The 11,667-nt window shown below is 65.8% G+C and carries 7 protein-coding genes; 3 read left to right on the forward strand and 4 right to left on the reverse strand.

From position 1 onward, the window contains the following. The first annotated feature begins 11 nt into the window (after window positions 1-11). The 3 genes from ACZ1J6_RS11535 (at window position 12) to ACZ1J6_RS11545 (ending at window position 4,079) form a co-directional block, all read left to right on the forward strand. A complete protein-coding gene (locus ACZ1J6_RS11535) occupies window positions 12-1,178 on the forward strand; it encodes an aromatic ring-hydroxylating oxygenase subunit alpha (RefSeq protein ID WP_431568567.1) in 1,167 nt (388 codons plus the stop codon). Next, window positions 1,175-2,806, forward strand: a complete 1,632-nt coding sequence (locus ACZ1J6_RS11540) for a phytoene desaturase family protein (RefSeq protein ID WP_431568566.1) — start codon at window positions 1,175-1,177, stop codon at window positions 2,804-2,806. Before ACZ1J6_RS11535 ends, ACZ1J6_RS11540 begins: the two co-directional genes overlap by 4 nt. A gap of 175 nt (window positions 2,807-2,981) precedes the next feature. Next, window positions 2,982-4,079, forward strand: a complete 1,098-nt coding sequence (locus tag ACZ1J6_RS11545; protein ID WP_132262861.1) for an acyltransferase family protein — start codon at window positions 2,982-2,984, stop codon at window positions 4,077-4,079. A gap of 36 nt (window positions 4,080-4,115) precedes the next feature. Here ACZ1J6_RS11545 and ACZ1J6_RS11550 read toward each other — a convergent pair whose 3' ends face one another. From ACZ1J6_RS11550 to ACZ1J6_RS11565, 4 genes are all read right to left on the reverse strand, one after another. Beyond that, window positions 4,116-5,525 carry a M20/M25/M40 family metallo-hydrolase gene (locus ACZ1J6_RS11550; protein ID WP_314465357.1) on the reverse strand — a complete coding sequence of 470 codons (1,410 nt, stop codon included), beginning with the start codon at window positions 5,523-5,525 and terminating at the stop codon, window positions 4,116-4,118. A gap of 235 nt (window positions 5,526-5,760) precedes the next feature. Continuing rightward, on the reverse strand, window positions 5,761-7,443 hold the full coding sequence (acpA, locus tag ACZ1J6_RS11555; RefSeq protein ID WP_132262864.1) for an acid phosphatase: 1,683 nt from the start codon (window positions 7,441-7,443) through the stop codon (window positions 5,761-5,763). Window positions 7,444-7,655: 212 nt separating this feature from the next. Continuing rightward, window positions 7,656-9,290, reverse strand: coding sequence for an alkaline phosphatase D family protein (locus tag ACZ1J6_RS11560; protein ID WP_465128095.1), 1,635 nt, complete (start codon window positions 9,288-9,290; stop codon window positions 7,656-7,658). A 41-nt stretch (window positions 9,291-9,331) separates the two neighbouring features. Further along, entirely contained in the window at window positions 9,332-11,620 is a 2,289-nt protein-coding gene (locus ACZ1J6_RS11565) for a TonB-dependent receptor (protein WP_431568564.1), read from the reverse strand. Between the last annotated feature and the right edge of the window lie 47 nt (window positions 11,621-11,667).

Here is an 11,667-nt window from a genome sequence, read left to right on the forward strand (position 1 = left end):
AGGAGAGACCCATGGCAACGCAGCCCCGCGACATCGCGGAGACCGACCCGCTCGATGGCTGGAGCCTGCCGGCCTGGACGTATTCAGATCCCGAATTCTTCGCCGCCGAAAGAGAACGCGTCTTCGCGCCAAGCTGGCAAGTGGTCTGCCATGAGAGCGACTTGGCCGAAGCGGGCGATTGGCACACGCTGGAATATATCGGCGAAAGCGTGATCGTCGTGCGCGGCCATGACCGGCGACTGCGCGCCTTCACCAATGTCTGCCGTCATCGCGGATCGCGCTTGGTCGATGGACCGAGCGGCTGCGCCAGGAAGCTGGTCTGCCCCTATCACGCCTGGGTCTACGACCTCGACGGCCGCCTGACCGGTGTGCCCGACAGCCAGAGCTATCCCGAGTTCGACAAGGCCCGGCACGGCCTTTCTCCCGTGGGCATCGAAGTCTGGCGCGGGTTCATCTTCGTGCGGCTGGTCGATGACGGCGGCCCCACGGTCGGCCAGATGATGGCTCCTTACGAAGCCATGGTCGCTCCCTACCGTTTCGAGGAACTGAAGACCCTCGGCCGTGTCACCACGCGCCCGCGCGGGGTGAACTGGAAGAACGTGGGCGACAACTATTCGGACGGACTGCATATCCCCGTCGCCCATCCCGGCCTGACGCGCCTGTTCGGCCGCAGCTACGGGGTCGAGGCGGAGCCGCATGTCGATCGCATGTGGGGCGATCTGATGGACCGGCCCTCGGCCAACTGGTCCGAACGCATGTACCAGCGCCTGCTGCCGCCGGTTCCGCACTTGCCGGAGGATCGCCAGCGCCACTGGCTCTATTTCAAGCTCTGGCCGAACGTCGCCTTCGATATCTATCCCGATCAGGTCGATTTCATGCAGTGGCTGCCGACCGGTCCGGAAACCTGCACGATCCGCGAGATCAGCTACGTCCTGGACGATGACCGGCGGGAGATGCGCGCCGCGCGCTATCTCAACTGGCGCATCAACCGGCAGGTCAATGCCGAGGATACCGCCCTCATCACCCGCGTGCAGGCAGGCATGGCCTCGCGCAGCTTTTCGGTCGGGCCGCTTTCCGACAAGGAAGTCTGCCTGCGCCGCTTCTGCAGGCGCATCCGCGAACTGATTCCCGAAGCCCGCCACAACGAGCGGCCTTCATCCGGCTGGAGCCAGGCATGACCCGGAAGTACGATGCCGTCATCATCGGCGGCGGCCACAACGGCCTTGTCTGCGCGTTCTACCTTGCCCGCGCGGGACTGAAGGTTCGCATTCTGGAGCGCCGCGACGTGGTCGGCGGAGCGGCGGTGACGGAGGAATTCCATCCCGGCTTCCGCAATTCCGTCGCCAGCTACACGGTCAGCCTGCTCCAGCCCAAGGTCATCGCCGACATGCGCCTGGCCGAGCACGGCTACCGCGTGATCGAGCGCCCGATCTCGAACCTGTTGCCGCAGGAAGACGGCGGCTACCTGAAGCTCGGCGGCGGGCTGGCGCGCACGCAGGCGGAGTTCCGCCGGTTCTCCGCGCACGATGCCGAAGTGCTGCCGGCCTATTACGATGCGCTGGAAGTCGTGGCCGAAGTGCTGCGCGATCTTGCCCTGAAATCGCCGCCCAATGCTGGCGACGGTTGGCGGGGGCTGATCGATGCGGCCTTGCAGGGTCGCAAGCTGGCGGGCCTCTCCATCGAAGCGCAGCGCGACGTGCTGGACCTGTTCACCAAGTCCGCCCGCTCCCTGCTGGACGGCTGGTTCGAGAGCGAGGCGGTGAAGGCCGCCTTCGGTTTCGACGCGGTGGTCGGCAACTATGCCTCACCCGATACGCCGGGCAGCGCCTATGTCCTGCTGCACCACGTCTTCGGCGAAGTGAACGGCAAGAAGGGCGCCTGGGGCCACTCGGTCGGCGGCATGGGCCAGATCACCCGTATCATGGGCGAAGTCTGCCGCAAGCTGGGCGTGGAGATCAGCCTGGAGAGCCCCGTGGAGCAAGTGCTCATCGACGGCGGCAAGGTCGCCGGCGTGCGGCTGGAAAGCGGCGAGGAGATCGCGGCAACCCGCGTGATCGCCAATGTCGGGCCCAAGCTGCTTTATGGCACGATGATCGCCGGGAGCGACCTCACCCCCGACTTCCAGCGCCGGATGAAGGGCTTCAAGACAGGCAGCGGCACGTTCCGCATGAACGTGGCGCTGTCCGAATTGCCGAGGTTCACCTGCCTGCCCGAACCGGGAGAGCATCATCGGTCGGGCATCATCATCGCGCCGACGCTGGACTACATGGACCGCGCGTTCCTTGACGCCAAGACGCATGGCTGGTCGAAGAAGCCGATCGTGGAGATGCTGATCCCCTCCACCGTGGACGACAGCCTCGCGCCCGAAGGCCGGCATGTCGCCAGCCTGTTCTGCCAGCAGTTCGCACCGGAACTGCCGGCCAGTGACGATGGAACGCCCCGCGACTGGGACGCCGAGGAAGACAAGGCGGCCGACACCATCATCGATACGGTGGAGCAATATGCGCCGGGCTTCCGTGCCTCGATCCTCGGCCGCCAGGTGCTCAGCCCCAAGGGTCTGGAGCGCGAGTTCGGGCTTGTCGGCGGCGACATCATGCACGGCAACCTGACGCTCGACCAGATGTGGTCGGCGCGGCCGGTGCTGGGCCACGGCGCCTATCGAGGGCCGATCAAGGGCCTCTACATGTGCGGATCGGGCAGCCACCCCGGCGGCGGAGTGACGGGTGCGCCCGGCCACAACTGCGCCCATGAGGTGATTGCGGACACCAGACGCTTCGGGAATGGCTTCGCGCGCTTCGTTTCATGACTTATTTGCAAGTCGGCGCCGCTTCATCCCTTCTCTCGGTCATCTGGCCGAATAGAGACAGACCCGAATGGCCGTAATTGGTTTGAGGCAAGTAGACGAACCGTTTTTACTCGCCCGCTTCCTGGCGGGCATGTGAAAGCAGTTCGGCGGGTTGCCAAAAAGCCAGGAAAATCATTTGTCCGGAATACTCAATACCGACGTACGGCGCAGGTCCGATGCAATATCCGTTGCACGCGTGATCTGTATACTCGGGGTCGTCTATGTCCACGCCTGGACCGGGCTGACCGGATATGACCTCCAGCTTGCCCATGGCACGCCGCAGGAAAATCTGCGGTGGGTGCTGATGGACGTGTTCGGACGCAGCGCCGTGCCTCTGCTCGGCCTCATTTCCGGCTGGCTGGTCGCGGGATCGAGCCGGACCTTCGACTGGGCCAGCCATGTCGGCCGCAAGGCCAAGACCATTCTCCTGCCGATGGTGCTCTGGAACGCGCTCGCGATCCTCCTCGTGTCCGGAGCGGCGGTGGCGACCAAGCTGGCGGCGCCTACGCCGCAATCGATGGACTGGATCTTCCAGGAAATCTTCATCGCCAGCCGCAACCCGGACATCAATGTCCAGATGCCGTTCCTGCGCGACCTGTTCCTCTGCATGCTGCTGGCGCCGCTGCTGGTTCGCTGCGGCAAGCGTACGCTCTTCGCCATCGCGCTGGTGGCAGCGCTGTGCCAGATCGGCGGCTACGGTCCGCCGGTGTTCATGCGCGCTTCGATCCCGTTCTTCTTCACCCTGGGCATCATCGCCCGGCGCGAGAACCTGGCCGACCGGATCGCGGCCTGGCCGCTCTCCGCTGCCCTCACGCCTTTCGCCGTGCTGACTGCGGTGCAGCTCTATTTCACGCTCGTCGTAGACTGGTCCCCGATCAGCCTGCCCGCCGCCACGCTGGACCTTGCGGTGCGGATCTCGGCCGCCCTTGCCTACTGGCGCATATCCTGGGGTCTGGCGGGAACCGTGGTGCGAACGCCGCTGCTGAAGATCGAGCCTTTCGCGTTCTTCCTGTTCTGCTCGCACCTCATCCTGATCTGGCTGGGCGGGCCGCTTCTGGGCCGCCTGTTCGGCACGCTCGGCTCGCCGCTATACCCGGTCTACCTGGTGGCCCAGCCGCTGATCGTCCTGCTGGCGGTGGTGCTTCTGGGCACCCTGCTCAGCCGCGCTGCTCCGGGGCCTGCCCGCATCCTCAGCGGCGGCAGGCTGAGCAGGAGGAAGCTGGCGGCCACCTGAGCCGCCAGTCCCTGCTTCCCCCGTTTCAGGCCGCGCTCACTTTCCCGCGAGATCGGTGTAGAGGCTGATGTAGTACGTGATGCCGGGCCGCACATTGAGCAGCGGCAGGCGCTCGTTGAGGCCGTGGGCGAACTCATCGGAGTCCTTCATCATCGAAGCGCTGGCGCCGTAGCTTGGCACGCCCAGCGCACGATACCACATCGAATCCGAGGCGCCCGAAGCCTGCGAGGGGATGATCGGGATCGGTCCCCAGGCCGCAGTCACCGCCTTGCGCGTCGCGGCCACGAAGTCCGGCCGCATCGGCGAGGCCGGCGACATTGTCGAGGCATCCCCGGTCGCGTCGGAGAACTTGGCCGCGGGCATGTTCGCCACCTTTTCCAGTTCCGTCATGATCTCCTCGCGCGTGTGCCCGGGGAAGATGCGGCAGTTGATGTTGGCCGTGGCGCGCTGGGGCAAGGCGTTCTGGGCATGGCCGCCCGAGATCATCGTCGCAACGCAAGTCGTGCCCGTGCGGCCGACCATGGAGGGATTGGCGCGCAGCACCTTGAGCGCGGCTTCATCGCCGGGATTGGCGGCAAAGGCGCGCATGGCGCCGGCCAGGGTGGCATCGGGCTCCAGCTTGGCAGCCTCGACCCAGTAAGCGCGGGTGATGTCGTTCAGCTCGGGCTTGAAGTGATAGCTGCCGATCCGTTCCAGTGCCTGCGACAGCTGGACGATCGCGTTCTCCGTGCGGGGCGCCGAACTGTGCCCGCCGGGGTTGGTAACCTCGATCTGGTAGTCGACGTAAGTCTTCTCGGCACCCTGCCATGACCAGAACGAGGGCTTGCCGGTCTTCTCCGAAAGCGTGCCCGAGGCGCCGTCGACGTTGAGCACGAGTTCGGCGTTCTTCAGCCGCTCCGCGATCAGCTTCGATGTCGCCATCGAGGTTTCCTCGTCGCCCGAGTAGGCGATGACGAGAGTGCGCCTGGGCTTGAAGCCCTGCTGGCGCAAGGCGATCATCGATTCCATCGCCAGCACCGCTTCGAACTTGGTGTCGCTGGCACCGCGTCCGTAGAGGTAGCCGTTCTCGACCACGGGGGTGAAGGGATCGCGCTCCCAATCGGCGGGCTTGGCTTCCACCACGTCCATGTGCGCGGAGACGACCAGGGGCCGCAGCGAAGGATCGCTGCCGGGCCAGGTTGCGATCAGGTAGGCGGTGTCCTTGTGAGGGACGATCTCGATGTCCTTGGCGGTCCAGCCGTTCGCGAGCAGTTCCTTGCGGAACAGTTCGGCGACTTCGCGGGTCTTGTTACCCTCGCCTTCGACGGAGCGCAGGGCGATGGCCTGCTTCGATATTTCGAGAACCTGCTTCTCGGCCTCGGGATAGGCCTTGGGTGCGGCCTGGGCGACAGTGGCGCCCGCCAGAACGGCACCGAGCGTGAAGACGGTGGATGCGATAGCCCGCATGGATATTTTGCCCCCTGGTACTGCGATCGCAAGTGGCATTGCGATCGGAAGTGACGTTGCGATCCGAAGTGATTGAGCATGCCCGATGGAGAATCGGGCCGAACGTCAATACTCTGTCGCATTCCAGGAGAGGACGCACCTCTTTTGCGCGTCCTCCCGCTTCCGCCCCCCCTTCGCGGCTTTCAGGAATGGCTGCGGGCTTCGGCACGGCCGCCGCCCGCTGATCGTCAGGTGCTCAGGCCAGATCGAGCGCGCCGGTAAGGTCTCCCGGCGCCACGCCGCCCGCGGCGATCATGGCGTCTTCACGCATGGTCAGGCCCGGCAGTTTCTCCAGGCCGAAGCGGCGTGTCAGGAAGCGGGCGATCGAGCCCGTATCGTAGATCGTATGGTCCACGGCGCCCTTCTTCGCATGAGGGGAGACGACGACGGCCGGAATGCGCGTGCCAGGCCCCCAGCGATCGCCCTTCGGCGGCGCGACGTGATCCCACCAACCACCGTTCTCGTCGAACGTAATGACCACCAGCATGCGTTCCCATTGCGGGCTCTCGCGCAGACCATCGATAACCGCCGCGATGTGGCGATCGCCGGCGTCGATGTCGGAATAGCCGGCATGCATGTTGAGGTTGCCCTGCGGCTTGTAGAAGCTGACCGCGGGAAGCTTGCCGGCCTCGGCATCGGCCAGGAGGCGGTTGGTGCGCGCGGTGCTGCCCTCTCCGCCGTCGCGCAAGTGCTTGGCGCGGTCCGGCGAGCCGGGCGCGAAGCGCTCGTAATAGTTCAATGGCTGATGATGCGGCTGGAAGTTCGGCCGCGAGGGGAACGCGGCGTCGTTCATCTTGCCTTCGAGCGCGGCATTCCACCCGCCCGCATACCAGGCCCAGTCCACATTCCGCGCGGAGAGCATGTCGCCGATGGTCTTGTGATGCTGGGGCACGAGCGTGTGTCCGCTGGCGGCATTGGCGTAACCCGGCTTCTCGGGATCGAGTTCATAAGTCGGCGCATAGGGCGGCAGCATCGTGTTCACGGCCCAGAAGTCGGGCGAGAGCGTGCTGGCGGAGAACATGGCCGGGCCGTCCATGGCGCTGGCCGGGGTCTTGGGATCGAGCTTGAGCTTGATGCCCTTGGGATCGCTGCCTTCGACTTGCGCGATGCGCTTGGCCGCGGGGCTCTTGTCAGCGTCGGGATAGAACGGCGGCTGGGCGCTGATCAGGTACTGGTGGTTGAGGAAAGAACCCCCGAACGCACCCATGAAGAAATTATCGCAGAGCGTGAATTCGCGCGCGATCTGCCAGAGACGCAATTGCGCGCGCATGTCGCCGTAATGGCCCATGACCAGCGCGCCGCTGTCTCCCCAGGCCGCGAAACCGTCGTTACGGCCGCCGTTGATCTGCCACTGGTTCTGGTAGAAGGCGTGAACGAGGTCACGCGTGACCAGGCCATGCGGCAAGGGGTCGCCCTCGGGCGTCTTCAGCGCAAAGGGACCGTTGGCGATCGGGCCGAGGTCATCCGGGCCGATCAGATACTCGGTATGCTCGACCACCTGCTTGCTGGGAACGAGGCCTTCCCAAATCTTCGGCAGCTTTTCCATGACCTTGCCGTCACGGTCGCGCTGAGCCGTGCGCTCGGCCGGGACGGAGGCCAGCGGCTGTTCGAGACCGGGAAAATCGGCGAAGAGATTGTTGAAGCTGCGGTTCTCCGCATAGATCACGACGACGGTATCGATCGCTTCGCGCAGCCGGGCGTCGCTGACCGGAGCGGCGCTGTTCTTGCGCGCCTGCTTCGTTGCGGCGGCCGCTTCTCCCGGAGATCCGGCGACGGCGGCGGCGCCCAGCGCTGCTGCCAGTCCGCCCAGGAAGTCGCGGCGGTCCGGACGCACCACGGAGGCATCGGCCTGCGGTTCGGGAAGATCGGAATCGGTCATGGAAAGTCCTTGGGGGAGAGGAATTCCCGGCTGTTTGCGACCCCGATCAAGGCGCGTCAACCAATATGATATTTTGTATCATACCTGATTTTGAACTCGACCTTGAAACCAGGGCGAGCTCGATCGGCCAGCGGGCGGGTCGGTGCATTGAACGAGCGCCCCCTCGCGCCGTGATGGGCGGTTCGGCATGGCTGACGAACCGCCCGATCGCGTCAGGCCTTGGCGAAGCGGCGTTCGTTCCAGTTCACCGTCAGACCTTCGCTGGTCGTGCCGGCGGTGGTGTGCTGGGCGATCGTGCCCATGAAGTGCCATTCGCCGCGAACCTGCTCCGGCGTCATCTGGAGCGAGACGTAGCCGCGGCGGCTGGTATCAGCGAAAGCCAGCCCCGGGTTCGCCGCGCGCAGCGCCTTGGAGAGGTCGGCCGCGGGCACCGACGGCAGGTAAGCCTCGAAGCCCGGCGAGGTGACGGAGTGGCCGGCATATTCGACGCCCGCTGCCGATCCGTCCACCGAGAGTTCGCTGCCCCAGGCATTGTGGCTGTCGCCCGCCAGAACCACGAGGTTGCAATCGGCCTGGCGCGCCGTGCGCAGCAGACGGTCGCGGGCAGCCGGATAGCCGTCCCAAGAGTCCATGTTGAACGGCAGGCCCGCCTGCGAGGCCGCGGCGATGGCCATGAGCGCCTGGCGGACCTTGGGGTCTCCGCCCGAGGGCACGAGGTCTGCCATCTGCGGCGGCGCCTTCAGCGAGCCCATGACGACCTGCTGCGCCAGGATCTGCCAGCGCGTGCCGGACTTCGCGGAATCGATCAGGCCCTTGTAGAGCCAGCTCTCCTGCTGCGCGCCCATCAGCGTGCGGTCCTTGGACATCCACGGGCCGTCGCGGAACTGGGCCAGGGCCCGGCCGATCTCCGCTGGACCGCCCTTGGCCGCGCCCGCGATCACGGCGCCGAAGTCGAGCTGCTGCATGCGCTCGCTCACGCGGGTTTCGGGGCGGAACAGCGTAGCCAGCGAGCCGATCTGGAAGCTGTCGTAGAGGGCGTCGGAAACCGGCATCCACTCGCGGTAAGCCTTCTCGGCCGCGGCGCGGCGGACCGCCCATTCGCCTTCCTTGTCGGGCTGGTGGTTCTCCGCCCCGCCCTTCCAGGTATCGTTGGCGAATTCGTGATCGTCCCACTGCGCGATCATCGGGAAGCGCTGGTGGAGGCGGCGCAAGTCCGGGTCGAGGCGGTAGCTCGCGAAACGAAGGCGGTAGTCGGCCAGCGAGACCGTCTCGTTCTGCGGCTCGATCGGGCGGCCAGCCATCGGCTGTTCGGGATAATGGCCATATTCGTATTCGTAGAAATAGTCGCCGACATGGACGACCAGGTCGAGATCGTCGCGCGTGGCGGCATGGGCATAAGCGTTGAACCAGCCGAACGGCATGTTCGAGCACGAGAACAGGCCGATGCCGAAGCGGTCGACGTCGCCCACCGGCAGCGTGCGCGTGCGGCCGGTTTCGCTCTTCGTGCCGTCCGGCGCGATGAAGCGGTAGTAGTACCACTTGCCGGGCGCGAGGCCGGACACCACCAGCTTGGCGCAGTTGTCATGTGCGGGCGAGGCGATCGTCTCGCCGCCGCCTGCCACCTTGCGGAAGCTCTGGTCCGCCGAAAGTTCGCAGCGCAGCTTCGTGTCGCCGCTGCCGACGTAGCGGGTCCAGAGCAGCACCGAACCGGCCGCCGGCTCGCCGCTCGCCACGCCGTGCGTGAACCCGCGCGCGGTGAGGATCTGGGCGACGCCGGGCGTCGAGAGCGCGGCGAGCCCGAAGGCGCCTGCCTGAAGCAGCAGGCGCCGATCGAGTTGAAGTGTCATGGTCTTGTCCTTGGTTATCGAGGCAGCGGCGCGGAAAGCGGTCAGTACCGCGCCGTGATTTCGATGCCGTACGTGCGCGGCTCGGCCGGGATGAAGGTCGGGTAGCCGAACGACCCGCCGGTGTTGCCCGCATCGAGCAGGTACTTCTTGTCCGTGAGGTTGCGGGCATAGCCGGCGACCTGGAACTTGCCGTCCATGAACGAAACGCCGCCGCGCAGATTCACCAGCGTGACCGGCCCCTGGCTGATCGCTTCCCTGTTGGGGATCTCGAAGTAGATCTTGCTGCGGTAGGTCACGCTCGGCATCAGGAACACGTTCACGCTCTGCGTCACCGGCAGGTTGAGATTGAACCCGGCAGCCCACTGCCACTTCGGCTGAAGACGGAACTGGTCGCCGGCATAGACGCCGTTGGCTGCCTTGTCGTCGATGCCGCCGCTGATGAAGCCGACATTGCCGAAGGCGCTCAGCCAGTCGGTGAAGCGCGCTTCGAGTTCAGCCTCGACGCCCAGGTTGGACGCGGAGCCCGCGCTCTCGGTACGGGCAACGCCGGTCGTCGCGTCGAGCACCGAGACCTGGAAATTGCTGTACTTGTCGTAATAGACGCCCAGCGAGCCGGAGAACATGCCCACGGTGCCCTTGATGCCCGCCTCGTAGTTCCAGACCGTCTCGGACTTGATGAGGTCCAGGTCGGCCACCGGACCTGCCGCAGCCGAGAGCTGGACCACCGGCGAGCGGCGTCCCTCCGAAATGGTCGCGTAGAGATTGAGGCCGGGGGTCAGGTGATAGAGCGCGTTGAAGCGCGGAAGGATCGCGGCGTAGGACTTGCGGGCGTAGAAGGTCTGCCCGTCGGTATCCACCAGCGGCAGCAGCGGCTGACCATAGACCGGGGCGTCGGGCTGATTGGCGGAATAGCCCGAACGGCGCTTCTCGATCAACACGCGCGCGCCGGCGGTCAGTTCCAGTGCGGGCGCTGGCTTCCAGGTGACATCGCCGAACATCGACCAGGACTGGTTGCGGCCCTCGTTCTTGTACCAGCTGGAATAGGGCACGGCGGTGAAGGCGCCGCCGGTGAGCAACGAAGTGGCGCGCCCGGCATTGACGGTGTTGTCGGCAGCGACGCAGCCCAGGCCCGGGATCAGGTTGGCGCTGCACTGAAGGTAGGTGCCCAGCTCCGAAGACAGCGGGACGTACTGCGAGCTGTCCTCGATGAAGTAGTTCCAGCCGAACGAGGCGCGCCACTGGTCGTCGCTATACGTGAAGCGGCCCTCGTGGCTCGCCTGCCAGCCCTTGGCGCGCTCCGCGAATTCGAGATACCAGGCGGCCGAACCGTCGGCATCGAAGACTTCCAGCGCATCGAAATGGCGGTAGCCGTTGACCGTGGTGAAGTTCCAGCCGTCCGAGAAATCCCAGCTCAGGGTGAGGTTGCCGTCATAGACGTCGCGGTTCAGCCCGAGCTTGTCGGCACCCAGCACTTCGCCGGAGAGCGGCGAGCCGCCGAGATAGGCCGCGTCGTAAAGGCCGTTCACCGAAGTCGAGCCGAGGTTCTTCGACAGGAACGGCGTGCCCGAATTGCGCTGGCGGTCGTAAGTGAACGTCAGGTCCGCGGTAAAGTCGGTGGTGGGCGTGTAGCGAAGCGAACCGCGCAGGCCGAGCTGGTCCTGCGCATAGAGATCGTCCTGGCCGGGCGCGAGGTTCTCGATATAGCCGTCGCGCTTCTTCCACTGGCCGGCGATGCGCGCCGCGATGACGTCGTTGCCGGCATTGACGAAGCCTTCGACGCGGTAGGCATTCAGGTTGCCGTAGGCGCCCGTCAGGGATGCCGAGGTTCCAGCTTGCGGCTGGGCCGAAACGAAGCTGATCGCGCCGATGGTCGCGGCCGTGCCGAACAGGGTCGCCTGCGGACCCTTCACGACTTCGACGCGGTCGAGATCGTAGATGCCCTGGTAGGCGCCGCGCGAACGCGAGATGTCGATGCCGTTGTAGTACAGGGTGACGCGCGGCCCCTGCTGGGCCGAGCCGCTGTCGGAGGTGATGCCGCGGATCACGAAGCCGGGGTTGTTGGCGCTCTGCACCTGCACATTGAGGCCGGGAACGTAGTTCGACAGTTCGCCGATGTCCGTGACGCCCAGTTCGCGCATGCGCTCTCCGGTCTGGACGGAAAGCGTGATGGGAACATCGACGGCGCGCTGCTCGATCTTCTGGGAAGTGACGATGATGGCATTGGGGTCTTCGCCCGCGGCCACGTCGGCCTCGGCTGCGTAAACGGTTGCAGGAACGCCGGCCAGGGCCGTGCCCGCGAGAAGAGTTGCCACGCAAGTGCCGAATTTCATTGCCGTTTCCCCTGAGATCAATTGCCTTACGGCTCGGCGGGGTACGC

This window comes from Novosphingobium sp. BL-S-21, from assembly GCF_055521655.1.

Excerpts from the sequence above, each read along its gene's own strand:
- ACZ1J6_RS11535 (WP_431568567.1), top strand. The coding sequence starts at position 12 with ATGGCAACGCAGCCCCGCGACATCGCGGAGACCGACCCGCTCGATGGC.
- ACZ1J6_RS11540 (WP_431568566.1), top strand. The coding sequence starts at position 1,175 with ATGACCCGGAAGTACGATGCCGTCATCATCGGCGGCGGCCACAACGGC.
- ACZ1J6_RS11550 (WP_314465357.1), bottom strand. The coding sequence starts at position 5,525 with ATGCGGGCTATCGCATCCACCGTCTTCACGCTCGGTGCCGTTCTGGCG.
- acpA (WP_132262864.1), bottom strand. The coding sequence starts at position 7,443 with ATGACCGATTCCGATCTTCCCGAACCGCAGGCCGATGCCTCCGTGGTG.
- ACZ1J6_RS11560 (WP_465128095.1), bottom strand. The coding sequence starts at position 9,290 with ATGACACTTCAACTCGATCGGCGCCTGCTGCTTCAGGCAGGCGCCTTC.
- ACZ1J6_RS11565 (WP_431568564.1), bottom strand. The coding sequence starts at position 11,620 with ATGAAATTCGGCACTTGCGTGGCAACTCTTCTCGCGGGCACGGCCCTG.